This window comes from Micromonospora sp. NPDC005257 (assembly GCF_042872445.1).
Classification (GTDB): domain Bacteria; phylum Actinomycetota; class Actinomycetes; order Mycobacteriales; family Micromonosporaceae; genus Micromonospora.
On record NZ_JBIAKL010000010.1, the window covers coordinates 262,206 to 286,696 of the forward strand.

At 71.9% G+C, this 24,491-nt stretch carries 25 protein-coding genes; 9 read left to right on the forward strand and 16 right to left on the reverse strand.

The genetic code is table 11. The features are described 5' to 3' along the window. The 3 genes from adh to ACFYO8_RS22400 all read left to right on the forward strand — a co-directional run bounded on the left by adh (nucleotide 1) and on the right by ACFYO8_RS22400 (nucleotide 2,397). Nucleotides 1–1,506, forward strand: coding sequence for an aldehyde dehydrogenase (gene adh / locus ACFYO8_RS22390; protein WP_354865063.1), 1,506 nt, complete (start codon nucleotides 1–3; stop codon nucleotides 1,504–1,506). Beyond that, the gene (locus ACFYO8_RS22395; protein ID WP_354865061.1) at nucleotides 1,506–1,853 is read left to right on the forward strand and encodes a DUF779 domain-containing protein; all 348 of its coding nucleotides are present in this window, start codon (nucleotides 1,506–1,508) and stop codon (nucleotides 1,851–1,853) included. The genes adh and ACFYO8_RS22395 overlap by 1 nt, the downstream gene beginning before the upstream one ends. Before the next feature lie 100 nt (nucleotides 1,854–1,953). Further along, nucleotides 1,954–2,397, forward strand: coding sequence for a hypothetical protein (locus ACFYO8_RS22400; RefSeq protein ID WP_354865059.1), 444 nt, complete (start codon nucleotides 1,954–1,956; stop codon nucleotides 2,395–2,397). Nucleotides 2,398–2,416: 19 nt separating this feature from the next. On the opposite strand, the gene ACFYO8_RS22405 is transcribed toward ACFYO8_RS22400, so the two are convergent. From ACFYO8_RS22405 to ACFYO8_RS22445, 9 genes are all read right to left on the reverse strand, one after another. Beyond that, nucleotides 2,417–2,728, reverse strand: a complete 312-nt coding sequence (locus ACFYO8_RS22405) for a helix-turn-helix domain-containing protein (RefSeq protein WP_013284175.1) — start codon at nucleotides 2,726–2,728, stop codon at nucleotides 2,417–2,419. Next, nucleotides 2,725–3,072: a type II toxin-antitoxin system RelE/ParE family toxin gene (locus ACFYO8_RS22410; protein WP_354865057.1), complete on the reverse strand. Its 348-nt coding sequence runs from the start codon at nucleotides 3,070–3,072 to the stop codon at nucleotides 2,725–2,727. Before ACFYO8_RS22410 ends, ACFYO8_RS22405 begins: the two co-directional genes overlap by 4 nt. Nucleotides 3,073–3,111: 39 nt before the next feature. After that, nucleotides 3,112–4,125 carry an agmatinase gene (gene speB, locus ACFYO8_RS22415; protein WP_354865055.1) on the reverse strand — a complete coding sequence of 338 codons (1,014 nt, stop codon included), beginning with the start codon at nucleotides 4,123–4,125 and terminating at the stop codon, nucleotides 3,112–3,114. Continuing rightward, nucleotides 4,122–5,324 carry a saccharopine dehydrogenase C-terminal domain-containing protein gene (locus ACFYO8_RS22420; RefSeq protein WP_354865053.1) on the reverse strand — a complete coding sequence of 401 codons (1,203 nt, stop codon included), beginning with the start codon at nucleotides 5,322–5,324 and terminating at the stop codon, nucleotides 4,122–4,124. Before ACFYO8_RS22420 ends, speB begins: the two co-directional genes overlap by 4 nt. Further along, complete coding sequence (locus ACFYO8_RS22425; RefSeq protein WP_354865051.1) at nucleotides 5,324–6,745, reverse strand: FAD-dependent oxidoreductase; 1,422 nt, start codon at nucleotides 6,743–6,745, stop codon at nucleotides 5,324–5,326. Before ACFYO8_RS22425 ends, ACFYO8_RS22420 begins: the two co-directional genes overlap by 1 nt. Beyond that, complete coding sequence (locus ACFYO8_RS22430) at nucleotides 6,742–7,572, reverse strand: ABC transporter permease (protein WP_354865049.1); 831 nt, start codon at nucleotides 7,570–7,572, stop codon at nucleotides 6,742–6,744. Before ACFYO8_RS22430 ends, ACFYO8_RS22425 begins: the two co-directional genes overlap by 4 nt. Next, nucleotides 7,569–8,471, reverse strand: coding sequence for an ABC transporter permease (locus ACFYO8_RS22435; RefSeq protein WP_354865047.1), 903 nt, complete (start codon nucleotides 8,469–8,471; stop codon nucleotides 7,569–7,571). The genes ACFYO8_RS22430 and ACFYO8_RS22435 overlap by 4 nt, the downstream gene beginning before the upstream one ends. A 76-nt stretch (nucleotides 8,472–8,547) precedes the next feature. Further along, nucleotides 8,548–9,705 carry an ABC transporter ATP-binding protein gene (locus ACFYO8_RS22440; RefSeq protein ID WP_354865045.1) on the reverse strand — a complete coding sequence of 386 codons (1,158 nt, stop codon included), beginning with the start codon at nucleotides 9,703–9,705 and terminating at the stop codon, nucleotides 8,548–8,550. Continuing rightward, nucleotides 9,702–10,886: a spermidine/putrescine ABC transporter substrate-binding protein gene (locus tag ACFYO8_RS22445; protein ID WP_354865043.1), complete on the reverse strand. Its 1,185-nt coding sequence runs from the start codon at nucleotides 10,884–10,886 to the stop codon at nucleotides 9,702–9,704. The genes ACFYO8_RS22440 and ACFYO8_RS22445 overlap by 4 nt, the downstream gene beginning before the upstream one ends. Nucleotides 10,887–11,091: 205 nt before the next feature. On the opposite strand from ACFYO8_RS22445, the gene ACFYO8_RS22450 reads away from it, so the two are divergent. From ACFYO8_RS22450 to ACFYO8_RS22460, 3 genes are all read left to right on the forward strand, one after another. Then, nucleotides 11,092–11,604, forward strand: a complete 513-nt coding sequence (locus ACFYO8_RS22450) for an Lrp/AsnC family transcriptional regulator (protein WP_354865041.1) — start codon at nucleotides 11,092–11,094, stop codon at nucleotides 11,602–11,604. Nucleotides 11,605–11,752: 148 nt separating this feature from the next. After that, a complete protein-coding gene (locus tag ACFYO8_RS22455) occupies nucleotides 11,753–13,099 on the forward strand; it encodes an aspartate aminotransferase family protein (protein ID WP_116504134.1) in 1,347 nt (448 codons plus the stop codon). A 5-nt stretch (nucleotides 13,100–13,104) separates the two neighbouring features. Next, complete coding sequence (locus ACFYO8_RS22460) at nucleotides 13,105–14,484, forward strand: FAD-dependent oxidoreductase (protein WP_354865290.1); 1,380 nt, start codon at nucleotides 13,105–13,107, stop codon at nucleotides 14,482–14,484. A gap of 162 nt (nucleotides 14,485–14,646) precedes the next feature. Here ACFYO8_RS22460 and ACFYO8_RS22465 read toward each other — a convergent pair whose 3' ends face one another. Further along, the gene (locus tag ACFYO8_RS22465) at nucleotides 14,647–15,018 is read right to left on the reverse strand and encodes a DUF3499 domain-containing protein (RefSeq protein WP_354865039.1); all 372 of its coding nucleotides are present in this window, start codon (nucleotides 15,016–15,018) and stop codon (nucleotides 14,647–14,649) included. 151 nt (nucleotides 15,019–15,169) lie between these two features. Here ACFYO8_RS22465 and ACFYO8_RS22470 point away from each other — a divergent pair, with 151 nt between their 5' ends. Then, nucleotides 15,170–15,619 (forward strand): metallopeptidase family protein, encoded by a 450-nt coding sequence (locus ACFYO8_RS22470; RefSeq protein ID WP_018787548.1) that lies wholly within the window; start codon nucleotides 15,170–15,172, stop codon nucleotides 15,617–15,619. Between the two features lie 100 nt (nucleotides 15,620–15,719). Here ACFYO8_RS22470 and ACFYO8_RS22475 read toward each other — a convergent pair whose 3' ends face one another. The 6 genes from ACFYO8_RS22475 to ACFYO8_RS22500 form a co-directional block, all read right to left on the reverse strand. Further along, nucleotides 15,720–15,980 carry a WhiB family transcriptional regulator gene (locus ACFYO8_RS22475; protein WP_013284161.1) on the reverse strand — a complete coding sequence of 87 codons (261 nt, stop codon included), beginning with the start codon at nucleotides 15,978–15,980 and terminating at the stop codon, nucleotides 15,720–15,722. A 460-nt stretch (nucleotides 15,981–16,440) separates the two neighbouring features. Further along, nucleotides 16,441–16,779 (reverse strand): phospholipase, encoded by a 339-nt coding sequence (locus tag ACFYO8_RS22480; RefSeq protein ID WP_354865035.1) that lies wholly within the window; start codon nucleotides 16,777–16,779, stop codon nucleotides 16,441–16,443. 13 nt (nucleotides 16,780–16,792) lie between these two features. Continuing rightward, nucleotides 16,793–18,190, reverse strand: a complete 1,398-nt coding sequence (locus ACFYO8_RS22485) for a DUF4331 domain-containing protein (protein WP_354865033.1) — start codon at nucleotides 18,188–18,190, stop codon at nucleotides 16,793–16,795. 71 nt (nucleotides 18,191–18,261) lie between these two features. Continuing rightward, the gene (locus tag ACFYO8_RS22490; RefSeq protein ID WP_354865032.1) at nucleotides 18,262–18,555 is read right to left on the reverse strand and encodes a hypothetical protein; all 294 of its coding nucleotides are present in this window, start codon (nucleotides 18,553–18,555) and stop codon (nucleotides 18,262–18,264) included. Nucleotides 18,556–18,706: 151 nt separating this feature from the next. Next, on the reverse strand, nucleotides 18,707–21,232 hold the full coding sequence (locus ACFYO8_RS22495; protein WP_354865030.1) for a bifunctional FO biosynthesis protein CofGH: 2,526 nt from the start codon (nucleotides 21,230–21,232) through the stop codon (nucleotides 18,707–18,709). Between the two features lie 182 nt (nucleotides 21,233–21,414). Then, nucleotides 21,415–22,356, reverse strand: coding sequence for a hypothetical protein (locus ACFYO8_RS22500; protein ID WP_354865028.1), 942 nt, complete (start codon nucleotides 22,354–22,356; stop codon nucleotides 21,415–21,417). 99 nt (nucleotides 22,357–22,455) lie between these two features. Here ACFYO8_RS22500 and cofD point away from each other — a divergent pair, with 99 nt between their 5' ends. Both cofD and ACFYO8_RS22510 read left to right on the forward strand, forming a co-directional pair. Then, nucleotides 22,456–23,403, forward strand: a complete 948-nt coding sequence (gene cofD / locus ACFYO8_RS22505; RefSeq protein ID WP_354865026.1) for a 2-phospho-L-lactate transferase — start codon at nucleotides 22,456–22,458, stop codon at nucleotides 23,401–23,403. After that, a complete protein-coding gene (locus tag ACFYO8_RS22510; protein WP_387257489.1) occupies nucleotides 23,400–24,485 on the forward strand; it encodes a coenzyme F420-0:L-glutamate ligase in 1,086 nt (361 codons plus the stop codon). The genes cofD and ACFYO8_RS22510 overlap by 4 nt, the downstream gene beginning before the upstream one ends. Nucleotides 24,486–24,491: the final 6 nt, after the last annotated feature.

Here is a 24,491-nt window from a genome sequence, read left to right on the forward strand (position 1 = left end):
ATGACGCGCTACGACGCCCCCACCCACTGGCAGTCCCGCTACGACCACTACATCGGCGGCGAGTACGTGAAGCCGCACGGTGGCAGGTACTTCGAGAACCCGACCCCGGTGACCGGGCAGACCTTCTGCGAGGTGGCCCGGGGCACCGCCGAGGACGTGGAGAAGGCGCTCGACGCGGCGCACGGCGCGGCCGGCGCGTGGGGCCGAACGTCGGTCGCCGAGCGGTCGCTGATCCTCAACCGGATCGCCGACCGGATGCAGGACAACCTGGAGTCCCTGGCGATCGCCGAGACGTGGGAGAACGGCAAGCCGGTACGCGAGACGCTGGCCGCCGACATCCCGCTCGCCATCGACCACTTCCGCTACTTCGCTGGGGCGATCCGGGCCCAGGAGGGCTCGCTCGGCGAACTCGACGACGACACCGTGGCCTACCACTTCCACGAGCCGCTGGGCGTGGTCGGGCAGATCATCCCGTGGAACTTCCCGATCCTGATGGCGGTGTGGAAGCTCGCCCCGGCGCTGGCCGCCGGCAACGCGGTGGTGCTCAAGCCCGCCGAGCAGACGCCCGCCTCGATTCACTACCTGCTCTCGCTGATCGGCGACCTGCTGCCGCCGGGCGTGCTGAACGTGGTGAACGGCTTCGGCGTCGAGGCGGGCAAGCCGCTGGCGTCCTCGCCGCGGGTGGCGAAGGTGGCGTTCACCGGCGAGACCACCACCGGGCGGCTGATCATGCAGTACGCCAGCGAGAACATCAGGCCGGTCACGCTGGAACTGGGCGGCAAGAGCCCGAACATCTTCTTCGACGACGTCAGCGCCGCCTCCGACGACTTCCTGGACAAGGCGCTCGAAGGCTTCACCATGTTCGCCCTCAACCAGGGCGAGGTGTGCACCTGCCCGTCCCGGGCGCTCATCCAGCGGGGCCACTACTCCGACTTCCTGGCCGCCGCCGTGGACCGGACCGGGCAGATCAAGCAGGGGCACCCGCTGGACACCGACACGATGGTCGGCGCGCAGGCGTCCAACGACCAGCTGGAAAAGATCCTGTCCTACCTGGACATCGGGCGGCAGGAGGGCGCGAAGGTGCTGACCGGCGGCGAGCGGTCCGACCTGGGCGGCGAGTTGTCCGGCGGCTACTACGTCCAGCCGACCATCTTCGAGGGCGACAACTCGATGCGGATCTTCCAGGAGGAGATCTTCGGCCCGGTGGTGTCGGTGACCTCCTTCGCCGACCTGGACGACGCCGTGAAGATCGCCAACGACACGCTGTACGGGCTCGGCGCGGGCGTGTGGACCCGGGACCTGACCACCGCGTACCGGGCCGGGCGGGCGATCCAGGCCGGCCGGGTGTGGACGAACTGCTATCACGCCTATCCGGCGCACGCCGCGTTCGGCGGCTACAAGCAGTCCGGCATCGGCCGGGAGAACCACAAGATGATGCTGGAGCACTACCAGCAGACCAAGAACCTGCTGGTCAGCTACTCGCCGAAGAAGCTGGGCTTCTTCTGATGGGCGACCCGGTGACAGTGACCCCCGCGGCGGCCGACCTGATCCGGTCGCTGCGGGGGCAGCACGGCCCGCTGATGTTCCACCAGTCCGGCGGCTGCTGCGACGGCAGCGCCCCGATGTGCTACCCGGCCGGCGAGTTCCGCACCGGCGGCTCGGACGTGCTGCTCGCCTCGCTCACGGTCGACGGGGTGCCCGAGCCGGTGGAGTTCTGGATGTCGAAGGCCCAGTGGGAGCTGTGGCAGCACACCCGGCTCACCGTCGACGTGGTGCCCGGCCGGGGCAGCGGCTTCTCCCTGGAGGCCCCGGAGGGCGTCCGCTTCCTCATCCGGTCCCACCTGAACCGCTGATCTGTCCGAGATCTTGCAGCTCCCGGGCATCGCGGCGGTGGGATGCTGACGCCGTCCACTTCGGAGTCGCGTCCCACCACCGCCCGACAGGAGCCCGCGCATGAACCCGGTCCGACAGCCAGTGCTCGCCGCCGGCCTCACCGCCCTGGCCACCGCCGCCACGCTCGGGCTCGCGCCGGGCGCCGCCGTGGCCGCCCCGGCGGCTTCCCCCAGCATCTCCGTCAACTGGTTCGGCGCGGCAGACGGGCGCGCGCACACCGCCACCGTCCGTGGCCGGTTCGACTGCGGCGCCGAGCGCGGCCTCGCGTACATCGAGGTGCACCTCGACCAGCGGCGCGGCTCGGTCACCGGTTTCGGATTCGGCGTGATCGGCGCGTGCACCGACGAGCGCACCGCCGGCACCTGGACCGCCACCATCCCCGCCGACCAGGGCAGATTCCGCCCCGGCCCGGCCACGGTGATCGCCCGCCTGGTGGTCGAGCCCAACTCCCTCACCGAGACCACCGAGCCCGTGCGCCTGCGCCCCCGCTGCGCCCGTCCCTGACCACGCCGACGGCCTCCGGTCAGGCTATCTGCCGGAGGTCGTCGCCGTAGTCGAAGATGATCCGCAGCCGGGCTCCGAGGGCGTTGGCGTACCGGCTCAGCGTGGCCACCTCGTTGACGTCGAGGTCGCCGTTCTCGATCTGGCTCACGCGGCCGGGCGTGACCCCCATGATCTCGGCGACCTGCCGCTGGGTGAGCCCCAGCCGCTTGCGCTCCTCGGCCAGGTGGAACGCGCTCACCCACGCGTCGGTCCGGGCGCGCTCCGCCTCGTACGCCTCGTCGTCGCCGCCGAGTTCGGCGCGGACCTCGTCCCAGTGATAGAACTCCGTCACGACTCCCCCCTTCGCTCGCGCTCGCTGTCGAGCCAAGCCTTGTAGGCAACCTCCGCCGCCGGGATGTGCTGCCGGTACCAGCGACTCCAGTTGCCCGCCTTGTTGCCGGCAACCAGGAGGACCGCCTGCGACCAGGGATCGAAGACGAACAGCACCCGGATCGCCACGTCCCGACCGGAGCGGGGCCGTAGCTCCTTCAGATTACGGAGACTGCTTCCGCGCAGCTTGTCCACCGCCACCCGAACGCTCTCGTACGACGCCGGGTCGTTGTCCCGCAGGTCGCGCAGCCAGTGCCGGACCTCTCCGGTCACCCGGATCGACCAGCGCTTCCCGTCCGCACCCACGCCCTGACTATAGCCCGAGCTAAACTCGGAGGGTAACGGTCAGCGGTCGTCCAACAGCGGCTGGGTGGGGTTCCACGGGGTGCCGGACTCCGCGTCGTGGCGGCGGCGGGCGATCGCTGACAGCGCCTCCAGCACCACCCGGTTGCCCAGGTACGCGGTGATGTCGGCGTGGTCGTACGGCGGGGCGACCTCGACCACGTCCAGCCCGACCACCGGCAGCTCGTAACAGACCCGGCGGACCGCGTCGAGCAGTTGCCGGGAGGTGAACCCGCCCGGCTCGGGTGTGCCGGTGCCGGGCGCCATTCCGGGGTCGACAACGTCCACGTCGACGGAGAGGAACACGCCCTCGCACTCGTCGGTCGCGATGCCGAACGCCTCGGTCAGGCAGGTGTCCAGCCCGCGCGCCACGATCTCGGTCATCTCGTACGAGCGCATCCGCTGCTCGGCCATCCACGCCAGCGTGTCCGGGCCGGGCCAGTAGCCGCGCAGCCCGATCTGGAGGAAGCGCTCGCCGCGCACCGCTCCGGAGGAGATGAGCCGCCGCATCGGCTGACCGTGCCCGTGCAGCGAGCCGAACTCCACGTCGCCGGTGTCGGCGTGCGCGTCGAAGTGCACCAGCGACACCCGGCCGAGCCCGTGGTGCCGGGCCACCCCCGTCGCGTCCGGCAGCGCGATGGAGTGGTCCCCGCCGAGCACCACCGGGATCGCCCCGGCGGAGGCGACCGCGTACACGGCGGTCTCCAGCGCGGCGAGCGAACGCTCGATGTCGCCGCCGAACATCTCCACGTCACCGGCGTCGTAGACGCACAGGTCCTGCAGAGCGTCCACACGCAGCGCCAGCGACGGACGGGAACCGTCGTGCGGCAGGTAGCAGGCCTGCCGGATGGCGGACGGGCCGAACCGGGTGCCGGGCCGGTGCGAGGTGCCGCCGTCGAACGGCGCCCCGATGATCACCACGTCCGCGTCGGCGTACGTGACCGGCTCCTCGACGGTGCACGGCGGCACGCCGAGGAACGTGATGTCGGGACCGTACATCGGGCCGTACCGGGTCATCGTTCCTCAATCCCCCACGGCGAACCGTAGCCGGTGAGCAGGTCCAGGAAGGGGGTCGGCGGGAACGCCTCCGGGCCGAGCACGCCCGTACCGGACCACGCGCCAGCGGCGAGCAGTTCCAGTGCGACGACCGGGTTCACCGCGGTCTGCCAGACCACCGCCTGGTGGCCGTACTCGGCCATCGACCACTCGTTGTCGACCACGTGGTACAGGTAGACGCGGCGCGGCCGTCCGTCCGGGCCGGTGCCGGTGACGTACGTGCCGGCGCAGGTCTTGCCACTCATCCGGTCGCCGAGCGTGGCCGGGTCGGGCAGCGCGGCGGCCACCAGGTCACGCGGCGACACCTCGACGCCGCGTACCCGCACCGGTTCGGTCGAGTCCAGCCCGAGCTTGTGCAGCGTGCGCAGCACCTCGATGAACTCGGCGCCGAGGCCGTACTTGAAGGTGACCCGCTTCGCCGGCACCCAGCGCGGGATGAGCAGCACCTCCTCGTGCTCGACGTTGACGCACTCGACCGGGCCGATGCCGGCCGGGAAGTCGAACACCTCCGGCTCGCTGAACGGTTCGGTGGTGAACCAGCCGCGCCCGGCCTCCCAGATCACCGGCGGGTTCAGGCACTCCTCGATGGTGGTCCAGATGGAGAACGAGGGCGCGAACTCGTACCCGGCGACTGTCAGGTTCGCGCCGTCGCGTACGCCGACCTCGTCGATCTCGGCGAACAGCTCGTCGGCGGCGTAGCGGGCGAAGACGTCGGACAGGCCCGGTTCGACGCCGATCCCGCAGAGCGCCAGCCGGCCGGCGTCGGCCCACCGCTGCCCGACGGCGAACTGCTCGTCGCCGAGCTTGACCCCGGTCTCGGTGTAGGGACGCTCGGGGTGCGGCCGGGACAGCGACATGGCCATGTCGAGGTAGTCGGCCCCGGCGGCGAACGCGCCGTCGAAGATCGGCATGACGAAGCGCGGGTCGACGGCGTTGAGGACGTGCGTGATCCGGTGCTCCCGGCACAGCGCGGCCACGGCGTCGGCGGAGGAGGCGTCGACCGTGGCCGCGACGAAACGGTCGCCGTGCCCGGCGACGGCCCGTGCCGAACGCGCCGGGTCGTGATCGGCGACCACCATGGTCTCGAAGAAGGAACGGCGGGCGGCGATGGATACGGCGGCGGAGCCGACGCCACCGGCGCCGACGAGCAGGATACGCATCAGGAGTCGAACCCCAGTCCAAGACGGTCGAGAGTACGGAGCCAGAGGTTGCGCCGACCGTCGTGCGCGTCGGCGCGGGCGAGCGACCAGCGGGTGAGGTTGATGCCGACGGACCGGACCGGTTCCGGCGGGAACGGCATCGGCTTGCGGCGCACCAGGTCGAGCCGGGTCAGCGGGGTGTCCTCGCCGGAGAGCAGGTCCAGCGTCACGCGGGCGCCGAACCGGGTCGCGCCGACGCCGAGCCCGGTGAACCCGGCCGCGTACGCCAGGCGCCCTTCGTAAGCGGTGCCGAAGAACGCGCAGAACCGGGTGCAGGTGTCGATGACGCCGCCCCAGCGGTGACTGAACCGCACGTCGGCGAGCTGCGGGAACGTGGTGAAGAAGTGCGACGCCAGCGTGTCGAAGGTGGCCTCGCGCTGCTCCAGCGCGGGCGCCACCCGGTTGCCGTAGTGGTAGATCGCGTCGTAGCCGCCGAACAGGATCCGGTTGTCGGCGGTGAGCCGGTAGTAGTGGAACTGGTTGCCGGTGTCGGCGAGCCCCTGCCGGTGCCGCCAGCCGATCGCGTCGCGCTGCGCCCCGGTCAGCGGCTCGGTCATCAGCGCGTAGTCGTAGACCGGCACGACCCAGGAGCGCAGCCGGCGCAGCAGCGGCGGGAACGCGTTCGTGGCGAGCACGACCTGCCGCGCCCGTACCGCGCCGGGTGCCGCGTCCGCGCCGCCCGCCGTGGTGGCGCGCAACCCGGCGCCGTCGCGGGCCAGCCCGGTGACGCGGGTGTGCTCGTGCACGCGTACGCCCAGGTCGAGCGCGGCCCGGCGCAGTCCCCAGGCGAGCTTCGCCGGGTCGAGCAGGGCCACCCGGTCGGTGTCCCACATCCCGCCCAGGTACGTCGGCGAGGCCACCTCGGCGCGTACCTCGTCCCGGTCGAGCAGCCGCACCTCGTGGCCGTACCGGCGGGCCAGTTCGGCGTCGGCGGCGAGCCCGTCGAGCTGGTACGGCTCGACCGCCACGGCCAGCTCGCCGGTCCGTTCGAAGTCGCAGTCGATGTCGTACTTCGCCACCGTGGCGGCGATGGCGTCCAGGTTCTCCCGGCCCAGCCGTTCCAGCTCGGCGATCTCGCCGGGGAACCGTTCGGCGCCGTTGGCGAGCCCGTGGGTCAGCGACGCGGCGCAGAAACCGCCGTTGCGCCCGGACGCCGCCCAGCCGCACGTGCCCGCGTCGACGAGCAGCACGTCGCGGTCCGGGTCGGCCTCCTTGGCCAGCAGCGCGGTCCACAGCCCGGCGTATCCGCCGCCGACCACCAGCAGGTCGGCGGCCTGCGACCCGGACAGCGGCGGCAGCGGGTCGGGGCGAACCGGGCGGTCCAGCCAGTACGACGCGGGCGCGGCGTCGGCCAGCGCCCGGCCGGTAGGCGGCGGTGTCATGGCTTCCCCGCCGGTGTGGCGACCACCGCGAGGGCGGCCCGCCGGGCCCGCCGCCCGCGCAGCGAGGTGGCCCCGACCAGCAGCAACGCGATCACGAACATGGCCGTGCCGATCACGTTCACCTGCGGCGGGATGCCGCGCTGGGAGGCGCCCCAGACGTACATCGGGAACGTGACAGTGGTGCCGGCGTTGAAGTTCGTGATGATGAAGTCGTCGAAGCTGAGCGAGAACGCCAGCAGCGACGCGGCCATGATGCCGGGCAGCACGAGCGGAAGCGTGATCCGGCGGAACGTCTGCCACTCGCTGGCGTACAGGTCCATGGCGGCCTCCTCCAGCCGCCGGTCCATGCCGGCGAGCCGGGCCTTCACGGTGACCACGACGAACGACAGGCAGAACATGACGTGCGCGATGACGATGGTCCAGAAGCCCTGCGGCACCCCGGCGGCGACGAACAGGGCGAGCAGCGAGGTGCCCATCACCAGTTCCGGGGTGGCCATCGGCAGGAAGATCAGCCCGTTGAGCCCGGACCGGCCGCGGAAGGTGTGCCGGACCAGCGCGAACGCCATCAGCGTGCCGAGGATGGTGGCGGCGACGGTGGCGATCAGGCCGATCTGCATGCTGCGCACCACGGCGTCGCACATGTCCGAGGTGACGCAGGGCTGCTTCCAGTTGTCGAGCGTGAACTCGTTGAAGTCGTAGGAGAGCCGGCTGGAGGGCCGGTTGAAGGAGAGACCGGCGACCACCATGATCGGCAGCGTCAGGTAGCCGAGGACGAGCAGGGCCACACCCATCACCCACCGGTCGGCGAGCCACCGTCGCACTCTCACAGGACCTCCTCCGTGCCGGCCCGGCGCAGGTAGACGAAGACGATCGCCAGGATCGCGGCCATCAGCAGGAACGACAGCGCCGCGCCCTGCGGGTAGTCCAGCCGGACCAGGAACGCCGAGTCGATGACGTTGCCGATCATGTACTCGTTCGGGGTGCCGAGCAGCTCGGCGTTGATGTAGTCACCGGTGGCCGGGATGAAGAACAGCAGCGTGCCGGCGATCAGGCCGGGCATCGACAGCGGCAGCGTCACCTTGGCGAACGCGCGCGCCGGGCTCGCGTACAGGTCACTCGCCGCCTCCAGCAGCCGGGGGTCGAGCCGCTCCAGGCTCGCGTACAGCGGCAGCACCAGGAACGGCAGGAAGTTGTACGTCAGACCGAGCACCACGGCGATCGGGGTGGCCAGCAGCCGGCCGTCCGACCCGAGCAGGTGCACGTCGCGCAGCAGCCCGACCAGCGCGCCGTTGTCCGACAGGATGGTCTTCCAGGCCAGCGTGCGCACCAGGAAGCTGGTGAACATCGGTGCCACCACCGCCACCAGCAGCAGGTTCTTCCACCGGCCGGCCTTCTGCGCGATCGCGTACGCCAGCGGGTAGCCCATCAGCAGCGCGAGCACCAGCGCGATGGCCGAGTAGAGGAAGGACCGGGAGAATTGCGGCCAGTAGGCCTGCAACGCGTCCGGGTAGTTGCTGAACGCCCAGGTCATGGCGTACCCGGTGGAGAGCGACCCGGCCGGGTCGTAGAGGCTGGCCGACGCGAGCTGCACCAGCGGAAGCGCGAAGAAGACGAGCAGCCAGACCGCGCCGGGCAGCAGCAACAGGTACGGCAGGAGGCGGCTGCGCCGCACCGGCGGCGGCGCCGGTTTCCCGGCGGAGGCCGGTACGTGGGCCAGCGCGCTCATGCCGCCACTCCGCTTCGCTCCGTGCCGTCATGAGGCACCTTCGCGCTGAGCCTGCCGATTCGCTCGCTGCGCGCGCTCATGGCAGCGCACCAACCGGCGGCTCGTCGAGCAGCGGCGCGGTCTGGTCGTCCTCACCGGCGGCCCGGGGCAGCAGGAACGCGTGCCGCGGATCCCAGTGCGCGGTCACCGCCGCGCCGACCGGCAGCTGACCGCCCAGCCCGCTGTTCGCGGCGAACGCGGTCAGCTCGCTGCCCCACGCGGTGCGCACCAGGTACTGGGTGCTCACCCCGACGTAGGAGGCGTCGGTGACGACGCCGCCGACGTGCTGGTGCCCGGCCGGCACCCGGTCCGGGCCGTCGGCCAGGTGCAGCTTCTCCGGACGTACGCCGAGGAAGGCCGGACCGTCGGTGAGCCGGGCCCGGCCGGCGGGCACCGAGAAGCGCGCGCCGTGCGCCGTGACCAGCACGTCGCCGGCGGCACGGCCGCCGGCTTCGGCGGCGAGCAGGTTGGACTGGCCGAGGAAGTTCGCCACGAACGCGGTGGCCGGGTATTCGTAGATGTCGGCGGGCGCGCCCAGTTGCTCGATCCGGCCGGCGTTCATCACCGCGACCGTGTCGGCCATCGTCATGGCCTCCTCCTGGTCGTGGGTGACGTGCACGAACGTGATGCCGACCTCGGTCTGGATCCGCTTCAGCTCGATCTGCATCTGCCGGCGCAGCTTGAGGTCGAGCGCGCCGAGCGGCTCGTCGAGCAGCAGCACCTGCGGGTGGTTGATGAGCGCCCGGGCAAGCGCGACGCGCTGCTGCTGGCCGCCGGAGAGCTGGGCCGGGCGACGCCGGCCGTACCCTTCGAGCTGCACCAGCGCGAGCATCCGCTCCACCTGGTCGCCGACCTTGCGGATGCCGCGGCGGCGCAGCCCGAACGCCACGTTCTCGTGGATGTCCAGGTGCGGGAAGAGGGCGTAGCTCTGGAAGACGGTGTTCACCGGCCGCTTGTACGGCCGCAGCCCGGCGATGTCCTCCTCGCCCAGCAGCACCTTTCCGCTCGTGGGCTGCTCCAGCCCGGCGATCATCCGCAGTGTGGTGGTCTTGCCGCAGCCGGACGCGCCGAGCAGGGCGAAGAACGAGCCCTGCGGGATGGTGAGGGTGAGGTCGTCGACGGCGGTGAAGACGCCGAAGCGCTTGGTCAGGTCGACCAGCCGCAGGTCACCGGCCGGGGTCTGCTGCCCCTTCACGCGCCGATCACCTGCTGGAACTTGGTCTCGTACTCCTTCTCCTGCGCTTCGTCGAGCGCCATGAAGACCTTGGCCTTGGACAGCATCGCGTCGTCCGGGAAGATCAGCGGGTTGGCCGCCAGGGCCGGGTCGATCTTCTCCATCTCGGCCTGCGCGCCCTGCACCGGGCAGATGTAGTTGACGTACGCGGCCAGCTTCGCCGCCACCGCCGGGTCGTAGTAGTGGTTCATCAACGCCTCGGCGTTGGCCTTGTGAGTGGCCTTGTTCGGCACCAGCATGTTGTCCGACCAGAGCATCACGCCGGACTCGGGCACCACGAACTTGATCTTCTCGTCGTCGAAGCCGAGCTGGACCACGTCGCCGGACCAGCCGATGCACGCGGCGATGTCGCCCTTGGCCAGGTCGGGCGCGTAGTCGTTGCCGGTGAAGCGCCGGATCTGCTTGCTGTCCACGGCCTTCTTGAGCTTGTTCAGCGCGTCGTCGAACTGGGCCGACGTGAACTTGGCCGGGTCGTGTCCGAGCGACTGGAGCAGCAGGCCGATGGTGTCGCGCATCTCCGACAGCACCGTCACCTTGCCCTTGAGATCGGGGCGGGTGAGCAGCTCGTCGACGGTGCGGATCTCCTTGGTGACGTTCGCGTTGTACGCGAGCCCGGCCAGCCCGGACTGCCACGGGACGGCGAGCTGGGTCTCGGCGTCGAAGGAGCGACCGCGCAGCGACTGCAGCAGGTTCGCCTCGACGTTGGGCATCTTCGACCTGTCCAGCTTCTGCACCCAGCCGAGGCGGATCACCCGGGCGGCCATCCAGTCGGTGAGCACCATGATGTCCCGGCCGGTGCTCTGACACCCGGCGAGCTGGTTGCGCACCTTGCCGAAGAACTCGTTGTTGTCGTTGACGTCCTCGGTGTACGTCACCTGGATGCCGGAGGCGGCGACGAAGGCGTCGAGCGTCGGGCGCTTCGACTCGTCCTTGTCGTCGGTGTCCATGTACTGCGGCCAGTTCGAGAAGGCGACCTTCTTCTCGGTGGCGGACAGGTCCTCGCTCTTGCATCCGGCTTCGGTCTGCTGGGCGCCCTTGGTCCCGCAGCCGGCCAGGGTGCCCGCGGTGGCGAGCAGTGCGGCCGAGCCGACGGTCCCGGTGAGCAGACCACGCCGGGTGAGGGGCCGGAGGGGACTACGCATGTGACGACTCCTTGGGGGGCATCGTCGGCGGCGGGACGGAGGGGGCGCGCCGGCGGGAGGGTCAGTGGCGATGGACGACTGATCCTGACATGAGAAAACCTCCCTTACAAGGGATTCCGTTGCCGGAATAGCTAGTCACCACGAAATACGCCAGACTGCGCGGGGCACTACGCTCAACACGGAGAATCGGACACGAGGAGCGTTGATGGTCAACCGGCATCACGAGAACGGAAACGGCGGCCGTCGTGTCACTGTGCGTGATGGGGCCAATCACGCTCTGCTCGATGACGTGGCCAAGCAGATCATCGAACAGCTCCAGGAGGACGGGCGCCGCCCGTACGCGAGCATCGGCAAGGCGGTGGGCCTGTCCGAGGCGGCGGTACGCCAGCGGGTGCAGCGGCTGCTCGACGCGGGCGTCATGCAGATCGTCGCGGTCACCGATCCGCTCCAGCTCGGCTTCCCCCGCCAGGCCATGATCGGGCTGCGCACCGACGGCGACCTGGAGTCGGTCGCCGACCGGCTCGCCGAGTTCGAGGAGATCGACTACGTGGTGATCACCGCCGGCTCGTTCGACCTGCTGGCCGAGGTGGTCTGCCGCAACGACGCGCACCTGCTGGAGATCCTGCAGAAGCTGCGCGGGGTTCCCGGCGTGCTCTCCACCGAGGCGTTCGTCTACCTGAAGCTGCGCAAGCAGACCTACAGCTGGGGCACCGCTTGATGCGGATTCCGTTGATACAGCGCTGACTCGACGCTGAATCCGTCGCGTTGAGGCTTGTTTACTTGCCTTATCCGCATCGCCTGTGGGATAACCGTGGGTAGAGCGGCCGGTGTCACCCCTGACCGGCCCGAGACCCGATGGGGCTGACATGGCCAACGCCACCGACCATCTCTGGATGCACTTCACCCGCATGGCGAGCTACCCCGCCGGCGAGGTTCCGACAATCGTCCGGGGCGAGGGCGCGTACGTCTGGGACGCGCAGGGCCGCCGCTACCTGGACGGGCTGGCCGGGCTGTTCGTCGTCAACGCCGGCCACGGCCGAGCCGAGCTGGCCGAGGCCGCCGCCAAGCAGGCCGGCGAGCTGGCCTACTTCCCGCTCTGGTCGTACGCCCACCCGAAGGCCGTCGAGCTGGCCGAGAAGATCGCCACGCTCACCCCCGGCGACCTGAACCGGGTCTTCTTCACCACCGGCGGCTCGGAGGCCGTCGAGGCCGCATGGAAGCTGGCCCGGGCCTACTTCAAGCGCACCGGCAAGCCCACCAAGCACAAGGTGGTCAGTCGCTACATCGCCTACCACGGCACCTCGATGGGCGCGCTGTCGATCACCGGCCTGCCCGGCATCAAGACCGACTTCGAGCCGCTGGTGCCGGGTGGCATCAAGGTTCCGAACACCAACTTCTACCGGGCCCCCGAGCACGGCGACGACCCCGAGGCGTTCGGCCGCTGGGCCGCCGAGGAGATCGGCCGGGCGATCGAGCGGGAGGGGCCGGAGACGGTCGCCGCCGTCTTCCTGGAACCGGTGCAGAACTCCGGCGGCTGCTTCCCGCCGCCGCCCGGCTACTTCGAGCGGGTACGCGAGATCTGCGACGCGTACGACGTGCTGCTGGTCAGCGACGAGGTGATCTGCTCCTGGGGCCGGCTCGGCGAGTACTTCGGCGCCGTCCGCTACGGCTACCAACCGGACATCATCACCACCGCCAAGGGCATCACCTCCGGCTATGCCCCGCTCGGCGCGATGATCGCCAGCGAGCGGCTGATGGAGCCGTTCCTCACCGAGACCGGCATGTTCGCGCACGGCGTGACGTTCGGCGGTCACCCGGTCTCCTGCGCCGTCGCGCTGGCCAACCTGGAGGTGTTCGCCCGCGAGGACCTGATCGGGCACGTCCGGGCCAACGAGGGCGCGTTCCGGTCCACCCTGGAGAAGCTGTACGACCTGCCGATCGTCGGTGACGTCCGGGGCGACGGCTACTTCTACGGCATCGAGCTGGTCAAGGACAAGACGACCCGGGAGACGTTCGACGAGGCCGAGTCCGAGCGGCTGCTGCGCGGCTTCCTGTCCACCGCGCTGTTCGACGCCGGGCTCTACTGCCGGGCCGACGACCGGGGCGACCCGGTCGTGCAGCTCGCCCCGCCGCTCATCGCCGACCAGCAGCACTTCGACGAGATCGAGCAGATCCTGCGCGCGGTGCTGACCGAGGCGTGGTCGCGGCTCTGACGCCGATGACGGGCTACCGGCACCTGTCGTACTGGCTGTCCGGCCTGGACGAACCGCTGACACCGCGACCCGGGTTGCCCGGCGACACGGACGCCGACGTGGCGATCGTGGGCGCCGGGTACACCGGGTTGTGGACGGCCTACTACCTGGCCGAGGCCGATCCCACGTTGCGCGTCGTCGTGCTGGAGCGGGAGATCGCCGGGTACGGCGCGTCCGGGCGCAACGGCGGCTGGTGCTCGGCGCTGTTCCCCACCTCGCTGCCGGCGCTGGCCCGGCGGCACGGCCGGGACCGGGCACTGGCCATGCAGCGGGCCATGCACGACACGGTCGGCGAGGTCGGGCGGGTCGCCGCCGCCGAGGGCATCGACTGCGACTGGCAGGCCGGCGGCACGGTGATGCTCGCGCGCAACGAGGCCCAGCTGCACCGGGCCCGGGCCGAGGTCGCCCAGGCCCACGCGCACGGGCTGACCGACGACGACCTGACGCTGCTCGACGCCGCCGAGGCCGCCGCGCGTTGCGACGCCGAGGGGGTACGCGGCGGCACGTACACGCCGCACTGCGCCGCCGTGCACCCGGCGAAGCTGGTCCGGGGCCTGGCCCGGGCGGTGGAACGCCGGGGCGTACGCATCCACGAGCGCACACCGGTGACCGCGTTGCGGCCGGGCGCGGCGGTGACCCCGGCGGGCGTGGTCCGGGCGCCGGTGGTGGTCCGCGCGACAGAGGGCTACACGCCAGGGCTGCCCGGTCAGCGGCGGACCGTGGCGCCCGTCTACTCGCTGATGGTGGCCACCCCGCCGCTGCCCGAGGAGACCTGGGCGCGGATCGGGCTGGCGCAGCGGGAGACGTTCTCCGACTACCGGCACGTCATCGTGTACGGCCAGCGCACCGCCGACGGCCGGCTCGCGTTCGGCGGGCGGGGTGCCCCCTACCACTACGCCTCCCGGGTGCGGCAGGGCTTCGACCGGGAGCCCCGGGTGTTCGCGGCGCTGCGCCGGGCGCTCGGGGAACTGTTCCCGGTGCTCGGGCCGGACGTGCCGGTGACGCACGCCTGGGGCGGGCCGCTCGGCGTGGCCCGGGACTGGGCCGCGTCGGTGGGGCTCGACCGCCGCACCGGGCTGGCCTGGGCCGGGGGCTACGTCGGTGACGGCGTCGGCACCAGCAACCTCGCCGGGCGTACGCTCGCCGACCTGATCCGGGGCGTGGACAGCGACCTGACCGCGCTGCCCTGGGTGGGGCACCGCTCCCCCCACTGGGAGCCGGAGCCACTGCGCTGGCTCGCCATGAACGCCGGCCTGAAGATCATGTCCTCAGCCGACCGCAGCGAGCCCCGCACGTCTCGCCCGTCCCGCCGAGCCGACCTCTTCAACCGCTTCCTGGGCCACTGACACCACCCGCTCCCCCGTTCCCCCCGCCCACCCCGTTGATCATGAAGTTAGCGGCACTCAGGGAGATCGAAAACACCGTCAACTTCATGATCGACCGACGGGCGGGCGGGGCCCGGGCGGGGCGGGGCGAGGCGGGGCGAGGGCCCGGGCGGGGGCGGTGGGTCAGTGATGGGGTGGGATTACGCGCAGGTGGCCCCGGCGGCCCTGCTGGGGGGCCTGGGGCTTGGTGGTGGGCTCGTCCTCGGGGGGACGGGGCGGGGCCGGGCGGGCGGCTTCGCGTACCGCCTCGGCCAGCGCCACCAGGTCGTCGGTGGTGGGCGGCGGCGGCTCGAACTCGCCCTCGTGCCGCACCACGTCCCAGCCGCGCGGTGCGGTCAGGCTGCGGGCGTGCGGCTCGCACAGGTCGTACGTGTGCGGCTCGGCGAACGCGGCGAGCGGACCCACCACAGCCGTCGACTCGTTGTAGACATAGGTCAGCGTGGCGACCGCTTGCCGGGGGCAGCCGTTACGGGAGCAGCGCCGTGGTGACCTCACCGCGGCAGGGTATCCCCATTACCGGGTTTGGCGCACCGCTTCGCGTTACGACACGCCCGTCACGGAGATCACAATTCCGCCGATCGCGCACCGGCACGCCGGACGGCCGCGCGACGGCGGGTGGACCGCCGACCGGGCTACCCTGTCCGACATGACGAGCCCGCAGAACCGCCGCCCCGGCTCCGGCCGGCGCACCCATCGTGACCGGCACGGTCGCGGGCTGCGCGGGCGGCTGGTGCCGGCCACCGTGCCGCTGGCCCGGACGAAGGCCGAGGTCTTCGACGATCTGGTGCTCGACACGGTGGAGACGCTCGAACGCCGGTTCGCCAAGGAGCTGGCCGGGGTGGAGTTCGCGGTCGAGGACGTGCCGCCGGATCTGAACGTCTACGACTCGGACGTGCTGGAGGACGGCGAGGTGCCGCTCGCCCGGCTGCTGCCCGGGCGGCCCGGCCGCCAGGAGGTGCCGCCGCGGATCGTGCTCTACCGGCGGCCGCTGGAGTTCCGCGCGATGGACCGCGAGGACCTCGCCGACCTGGTGCACGACGTGATCATCGAGCAGGTGGCGAACCTGCTCGGGGTCGACCCCGACGAACTGGCCTGACACCGGCCGGCCCGGCTGGCGCCGCCACCCGGCCGGACGAGCCGACCGGACGGCGACCCGGGTCCGGGCGGCCCCCACCACCCACGGACCCGTACGCGGATCAGGCGGCGACCCGCCGCTTGAGCTTGCGCCGCTCCCGTTCGGAGAGGCCACCCCAGATCCCGAACCGCTCGTCGTGGCCGAGCGCGTACTCCAGGCATTCCGTCTTCACTTCGCACCGCGAGCAGATGCGCTTCGCCTCGCGGGTCGAGCCGCCCTTCTCGGGAAAGAACGCCTCCGGGTCGGTCTGCGAGCAGAGCGCTCGCTCCTGCCACTCCGGCGCGTTCCCGAGCAGGTCGGCCACCTCGAGCTGGCCGTCCATCGATTGCCTCCTTGTCGCGCACCGGCGTCATTCGCCGCTGCAACCCCCCACGCGAAAGGCGTGCCTGGCCGCACGGTCACCATTTGTTGCGTTCCGTGCGAACAACCCCATTCAAATTACACGCGTGTAATGCGTGCGCCGTCAAGCCAAACTTGATAATGGAGTCGCCCTCCCGACACGTCCGGGACGACCGCCGCGGTCGCCCGTAGCCTCGCAACCTGCCCTATCGATTCAGACCCCGGACGAGTAACGCCCTCCCCGGCGAGTTGCGGGAAGTTTTCTGCCGTGGCGCATCGCCGACAGGCCGGCCGGACGCCCCCGCCGGCCGCTCGTACCAAGATCAGAATTGGTGGGCCAAAGGGTAACGCGCCTCCCGCGGTAACGCCCGTCGAGCCGGCCAACGCCGACCGCGCCCCGTCCACCATGTGGACGGGGCGCGGGTTCCGGCACGACTGACGGATCAGTCCAGACGAGCTGGTTGGCTGGAGGGCCAGACGAATTCGGCGATCGACCCGCCGGTGACCGAGATCGCGCCGGCCGTCGTGTTCTCGTCCCACCAGACGGTATAAACACCCGCCTCCAGATCCGGGTAGACGGCACTGTGGAACACCCCGTCCCGGACATGCCGCTCGCGTACGGCGGAGTGGGTCCGCGGACCGTCGAGGTCCACGCGGCTGATCTCGATCTCCCGGCCGTGCAGGTCCCGGCCGGTGTGGATGATCAGTGCGCCCCGGTCGCCGCCGAGGTCGAGCACGACGCTGCCGACCTCCGACGGGCCGAGATCGTGGCGGTGTGACATTCGTCGGCTCCCGTCAGGACTTCTTCGCCTGCGGGTTGCCGAACCCGTCGTACGGCGTGCCGAGGAACGGGAAGTCGGCCAGGAACGGCGCTGTGACGTCGGCCGCACTCAGGCCCGGCGTCACGGCCGCCGCGGCGGCGTCCGGCCGGAACGTCTTGTCGACCAGCGGCACGGTCAGCCCGGCGATGGCGCGCAGCGCGATCGTCACCACGTCGTCGGCGACCCGGCGGCCGTTGGGGTATCCGGCCAGGTCGCCGCCGAGCACCCCGAACCGGTCCGGCGTGCGGGTGGGCCGGATCGCCGTGTTCAACCGCAGCATGTCCGCCTGCGTGTCGCCTGTGGTGTTGGCGAAGCCGTCGATCAGTCCGGCCGGGACGCCGGTGAGCAGGATCGCCACCAGATCGGCGCGCGGCTTCTTGGACTTGTTCAGCGCGTCCAGGTTTCCGAACACGCCCGGGTAGAGCGTCGGCAGCAGCGCGGCCAGCTCGGGCCGCTCGACGAACCCGGCGAACCGCTTGTCCTCCGACGGCGGCAGCGTGTTCCACAGGTCCTTCTTGGACATCGGCACGATGACCTCGTTGAACAACGGGTTACCGAGCCGCGAAACCTGGGTGAAGGGGCCGGCGGCGGTGTCGGCGGACACCCGGTCACCGAGCACCCGCACCTGCTGGCGGGACGCGCTGGTCCAGACCCCGATCGTCGAGGCACGGTCGGCGTAGCCGTAGCGGGCGGCCTTGCGGCGTACCTGGTTCAGCGGCACCTGCACGGCGAGGGAGTGCACGTTGAGCCGGTCCAGCGCGTTCACCGGCTCCCCCTCGCTCCGGAACAGCTTCTTGCCGGCGACGTGCAACTGCTGGAACGGCCGCAGCGTGCCCAGGTCGAACACCGCGCCCAGATCGACGAAGAAACCGTCGGCCCGCTGGCCGGCGAAGACCTTCTCGCCGGTGGACAGCTTGAACGTCGCCTGCCGGACCAGGTTCTGGTAGTTCGGGGTGGAGAGCGTGCCGACATTGCACGGCGGGCAGGGCAACCTGTGCGCCAGCACCCGGGCGCGGCCGTCGGCGATCCGGGTCAGCCGGTAGAACTGGCGCCGGTTCCAGTTCTTGCTCTCCAGCGACTCGATCGGCCCGGTGTTGTAGAGAAAACTGTTCTGGTTTGTGATCTCGGTAGTGAATTCGAAACGATAGGTGACGTCCGGATAACCGTCGCCGTCGTTGTCGATGTGAATCTCGTACCGGACGTCGTCACCGAACTCGAAGAAGTTCGGGCCGCCGGAGGGGAGCTGCACCGGCACGTAGTTGGCGATCAACGTCACGGTGTCCGGCTGGCTCGGTGTGACGAACGCGTACAGGTCGGAACTGTCGGCGACCGGATCCTTGGCGATCTCCGGGGCCTCGCGGTGAGAGGACATGGCGGACGCACCTTCGTCGGGGAACGGAAGTCGGAACCGGCACCGGGAGCCCGCGCCGGCGGAGCGTGGAATCAGCGCCGGCCGGCGGCGCGCACCAGGCGGTCGGCCAGGCCGCGGTCGCGTACCTCGACCCGGTTGGCGCCGACGAAGACGTCCATGACGCCGGCGGCGGCGTCGCGCAGGTGGACCACGATCGGTTCGTCGCGCCGGCTCGCCGTAGAGGCGTTCTGGGCGGCGGACAGGCCCGGCACGGTGAGAGCGGCGGCGCCCAGTGTCGCGCTCGCCGCGGCGGTGAGCGTCTGCCTGCGGGTCAACCGCGGCCAGGTCCGCCGTTTCGGCGCGTCGGTGGTCTCGTCAGTGCTCATCGGCAACCTTTCCGGACCGGCGCCGCAGCGCCGCAGCGGGCCGGGCACCCGGATGCCGCCGGGCCCCGGGTTCGGGGTCACCGGCGGCGGTCCTCGCCGAAACCGCCGCCAGCACCCACAGGTACGGCGCGCGGCGGGGAAAGGTTCGACCTCAGGCGCGGGCGTGACCGTACGCGGTCGTCCGCTTGCGGAACGGGCGCCCCGCGGCGGTGGCGATCGCCCGCAACTGCTCCTCGGTACGGGCCGAGCCGTTGCCCGAGCCGGCCATCCGGGAGATGGTCTCCTCCATCAGGGTGCCGCCCAGGTCGTTGCAGCCGCCGCGCAGCATCGCCACGGTGCCTTCGTCGCCGAGCTTCACCCACGAGCACTGGACGTTGTCGATCCGGCCGTGCAGCAGCAGCCGGGCCATCGCGTGCACCGCCCGGTTCTCCCGCCAGGTCGGCCCCGGGCGGGCGATGCCGGCCAGGTAGATCGGCGCGTTCGTGTGCACGAACGGCAGCGCCACGAACTCGGTGAACCCGCCGGTACGGTCCTGCACGCCGGCCAGCACCCGGAAGTGGGCGAGCCACTGGCCCGGGTGGTCCACGTGGCCGTACATCATCGTGGAGCTGGACCGGATGCCCAGCTCGTGCGCAGTGCTGACCACGTCGACCCAGGCGGCGGCCGGCAGTTTGCCCTTGGTGAGCACCCAGCGCACGTCGTCGTCGAGGATCTCGGCGGCGGTGCCCGGGATGGTGTCCAGCCCGGCCTCGCGGAGCTGGAGCAGCCACTCCCGCACCGGCACGCCGGCCTTCGCGGCGGCGGTGACGATCTCCATCGGGGAGAACGCGTGCACGTGCATGCCCGGCACCCGCGCCTTGATCGCGCGGACGATGTCGGCATAGCCGGTCACCGGCATCTTCGGGTCGATGCCGCCCTGGAGGCAGACCTCGGTCGCGCCGGCCGTCCACGCCTCCTCGGCGCGGTCGGCCACCTGCGAGAGCGAGAGCCGGAACGCGTCGGCGTCGCTCTCCCGCTGGGCGAACGCGCAGAACCGGCAGCCCACGTAGCAGACGTTCGTGAAGTTGATGTTGCGGTTGACCACATAGGTCACGTCGTCGCCGACCGCGTCCCGGCGTGCGTCGTCGGCCAGCCGGCACAGCTCGTCCAGCGCCGGGCCGTCCGCGCCGAACAGCGCCAGCGCCTTGGCCTCGTGCGCCGGCGTCAGCAGCGCGCCCGGGTCGTCGGCGGCCAGCCGCAGGCCCGCACGCAGGTCGGCGTCCGCGCCACCACCCAGGGGTACGCCCGCGCGCGCCTCCGGCGCCACCTTGCCGGCCACCTCGGCCCAGTCGCCGTAGACGCTGTCGAAGTCGCCCCGCCGGTCCTCGGTACGCCCGGTGACGTCGATGGTGGCGTGCAGGTCGGTCCGGCCGCCGTAGACCTCCTCCGGCTCCTGCCAGGGCCGTCCCACCGGGCGGGCCGCCTCGACCGCGAGCCCGGTGGCCGGGTCGGCGAGCGCGCTCACGTGCGGCAGCAGGCGCGGGTCCAGCCACGGCTCACCCGCCCGGACGTACTCCGGATAGACGGTCAGCCGCTCGCGCAGCGTGAACCCGGCACTCGCGGTACGCGCCGCCAGCTCCTCCAGGTGCGGCCAGGGCCGCTCCGGGTTGACGTGGTCGGGCGTGACCGGGGAGACGCCGCCCCAGTCGTCGATGCCGGCGCGCAGCAGCAGGTCGTACTCGCCCGCGATGAGGTTCGGTGGGGCCTGGATGCGCGCCTTCGGGCCGAGCAGCACCCGGGCCACCGCCACGGTGGCGGCCAGGTCGTGCAGCTCCGCATCGGGCATGCCCCGCATCGCGGTGTCCGGCTTCGCGCGGAAGTTCTGCACGATCACCTCCTGGAGGTGGCCGTACTCCCGCATCGCCCGGCGGATCGCGAAGATCGCGTCGACCCGCTCCGCCCGGTTCTCGCCGATGCCGATCAGGATTCCGGTGGTGAACGGCACGCCGACCCGGCCGGCGTCGTCGAGCACCCGCAGGCGTACCGCGGGCTCCTTGTCCGGCGAGCCGAAGTGCGGGCCGCCCGGTTCCGACCAGAGCCGGGTGGCGGTGGTCTCCAGCATCATGCCCATGCTCGGCGCGACCGGCTTGAGCCGTTGCAACTCCGACCAGGTGAGCACGCCCGGGTTCAGGTGCGGCAGCAGGCCGGTCTCCTCCAGCACCGCCACCGCGCAGGCGCGCAGGTAGTCCAGCGTCGAGTCGTACCCCCGCTCGTCCAGCCACCGGCGGGCCGCCGGCCACCGCTCCTCCGGCCGGTCGCCGAGCGTGAACAGCGCCTCCTTGCAGCCCTGCGCGGCGCCCTCGCGGGCGATCGCCAGCACCTCGTCGCGCTCCAGGTAGGCGGCGGGCAGCCGGTGCGGCACGGTGGCGAACGTGCAGTAGTGGCAGCGGTCCCGGCAGAGCCGGGTCAGCGGGATGAAGACCTTCTTCGAGTACGTGACCACGCCCGGCCGCCCGGCCTCGCGCAGCCCGGCGTCCCGGATGTCGGAGGCGATCCTCAGCAACTCGTCGAGCATCGTCCCGCGCGCGGCCAGCAACGCGCCCGCCTCGGCGGCGTCGAGCGCCCGGCCGGTGGCGGCCCGCCCCAGCGCCCGCCGGATGGTCGCCTCGGTCGGTTCGGGGTCGCTGCGATCAACCATTCGCCCAGCCTATGCGCTGCCGGACGTCCCGCCGCTCACGCCCGGTCACGGTCCGGGCAGCGGGACGCCGGCTGGCGACCCGCCGCACCGCAGCGGCCCCGGAGGCGTCGAGCCCGGCCGGGGAGGCCGCGCGCGCGACCCGGCGGCGGGCGACGGTCGTCCGTCGCCCGCCGCGACGGGGTTCAGCGGGGGTGGTTCGGGTCCTCGCGGTCGAACCGCTGGGTGCGCTCGTCGTCGGTGGCGGGCGACGGCGCGCCCGGCTCGGCGGACTGGCGCGGGATCGACTGCGTCGGGTCGGCCGACGGCGGCTGCCCGAACGGCGGCGCGGACTGCGGCGAACCGTACTGCGGAGAGCCGTACTGCGGACCGGCATACGGGACACCGGACTGCGGGTCGGCGGACGGCGGGCCGGACTGCGGCGCGTGCGGCGGGGCGGTGTTGAACGGCGGCGCCGACTGCGGCTGGCCGTACGAACCGGGCTGCTGCGGCCAGCCGGGCTGGGGCGAGCCGGCCGGCGGGTAGCCCTGGCCGGGCTGCTGCGGGTAGCCGCCCGGACCGGGGTAGCCACCGGGCTGACCCGGCTGCTGCGGCCAGCCGGGCTGGGCCTGGCCGTACACGCCCGGCTGCGCCTTGGGCTTCGGCACGTAGTAGAGCGTGCGCCAGATCTTGAACACCACGAACGCGGCGACCCCGAAGATCGCCAACCACGCCGCGCGGGTGAGCAGACCGAGGAACGCGTCCAGCACCTCGCCGTCGGCGAGCCGGCCGACCAGCCAGATCAGGAACGTCAGCGCGCCGAACACGACGGACACGGCGTACTCGACGAGCGCCACCTGCGTGATCAGCTTGGCCTTCGGGACGACCGGGAGGATCACGGTGGCGATCAGAACGGCGAGCAACGGCAGGACCGTCGCTTCCAGGCCGATGAAGGCGAAGTACGTGCTACCGGCCCGGCCGCTGAACGTGCTGTAGTCGTCGACCGGCACGAGCAGGCGCAGCAGGCCGACGAAGAGTAGGACGGCGTTGGCGCCGAGAAGGACGAGCGCTGCGAGTTCGCGCAGCGGCTTTATCAACTGGCTGGCCTGCGCGGCGTCACCGGACGCGGGCTCGGCGGGGCTGGTCACGGACTCCCCCAGGGGACGAAAGCGGACAGTTGCCGAAGTGAGCGTAGTCTCTCCGGCCACCGAACGATCGACGGCGGCGCGTGCGGAAGGATGGACGCCATGCGCATCGTGGTACTGACCGGCGGCATCGGGGGCGCCCGTTTCCTGCTCGGCGTGCGGGCGTACGCCCGCGAGGTGGGCGCCGAGGTGACCGCAGTGGTGAACGTCGGCGACGATCTGCTGCTGCACGGGCTGAAGGTCTGCCCCGACCTGGACAGCGTGCTCTACACGCTCGGCGGCGGCGCCGACCCGGAGCGGGGCTGGGGCCGGGCGGGCGAGACCTGGACGGTGAAGACCGAGCTGGCCGCGTACGGCGCGGAGCCGAGCTGGTTCGGTCTCGGCGACAAGGACGTCGCCACCCACCTGGTGCGCACCCAGATGATCAACGCCGGCTACCCGCTGTCCCAGGTCACCGAGGCGCTGGCGGCGCGCTGGCAACCGGGCGTACGGCTGCTGCCCGCCACCGACGACCGCCTGGAGACGCACGCCGTCGTCACCGACGAGCAGGGCCGCCGTGCGATCCACTTCCAGGAGTGGTGGGTGCGGTACCGGGCCGACGTACCCACCGACCGGTTCGTCTTCGTCGGGGCCGACGCGGCGAAGCCCGCGCCCGGCGTGGTCGAGGCGATCGCCGCCGCGGACGTGGTGCTGATCGCGCCCAGCAACCCGGTGGTGAGCATCGCCCCGGTGCTGGCAGTGCCGGGTCTGCGGGACGCGCTGACCGGCGGACCGGCCCCGGTGATCGGGGTGTCGCCGATCATCGGCGGGGCACCGGTACGCGGCATGGCCGACCGCTGCCTGGCGGTGCTCGGCGTGGAGTGCAGCGCGGCCGGCGTGGGCGCCCTCTACGGCGCCCGGCCGGCGGGCGGGCTGCTCGACGGCTGGCTGGTCGCCCCGGAGGACGAGCGCACCGTGGTGCCGGACGTGACGGTCCGCGCGGCGCCGCTGCGGATGACCGACGAGGCGGCGACCGCCGCGATGGTGCGCGCCGCGCTGGAGTTGATGTGAGGCTGGAGATCCTGCCGGTGCCGGGCATCGGCGACGTGACCGAGGGCGACGACCTGGCGGCGCTGATCACCGGCGCGGCGCCCTGGCTGCGCGACCACGACGTGCTGGTGGTCACCAGCAAGATCGTGTCGAAGGCGGAGGGCCGGCTGGTCGACGTGCCGGCCGACGGCCCGGAACGGCTCGCCGAGCGGGACCGCATCCTGGCCGCCGAGACCGCCCGGGTGGTGGCGACCCGGGGCGAGACCCGGATCGTGCAGACCCACCACGGGTTCGTGATGGCCTCGGCCGGCATCGACGCCTCGAACGTGGACAAGACCCGGCTGGTGCTGCTGCCTGCCAACCCGGACGCGTCCGCCCGGGCGCTGCGCGACGCGCTACGGGACAGGTACGGCCTCGACGTGGCGGTGATCGTCAGCGACACCATGGGACGGCCCTGGCGCAACGGGCTCACCGACGTGGCGCTCGGCGTGGCCGGCATGCCGGCGATCCGCGACCACCGGGGCGAGGTCGACCCGTACGGCAACGAGCTGTTCGTCACCCAGATGGCGGTGGTCGACGAGCTGGCCGGCGCCGGTGAGCTGATCAAGGGCAAGTGCGACCAGGTGCCGGTCGCTGTGGTCCGGGGTTACCTCACCGCGACCCGGGACGACGACAAGGGCGCCCGCGCGCTCGTCCGCGACGCCTCGATGGACCTGTTCTCGCTCGGCACCGCCGAGGCGCGCGCTGCCGGTCTGCGGGCGGCGGCGACGCTCGCCGACCGGATCGGCGCCGAACCCGCGGAGGCGGACGCGGTGCGGCGGGCTATCGACGCGGTGGCCGACGTGGTCGCGCCGGGCACTGTCTTCACCCACGTCACCGACGACGAGGTACGCGACGGGCTCGCCGCCACGGTGCCCGGCTGGCCCGCCTCGGCCACCGGCCTGCTGCTCGGCGCGGCACCCACCCCCGTCGACCGGCCGGACCTGGTCCGGTTCGGCGCGGACCTGCAACGCCTGCGCGCCGCGCTGGCCGCCGAGGGGATCGACTCGACGTTGCTTCCACCCCCGTCCGGCAGCACCGCGAGCGCCACGCTGGCGCTCTGACTCCGG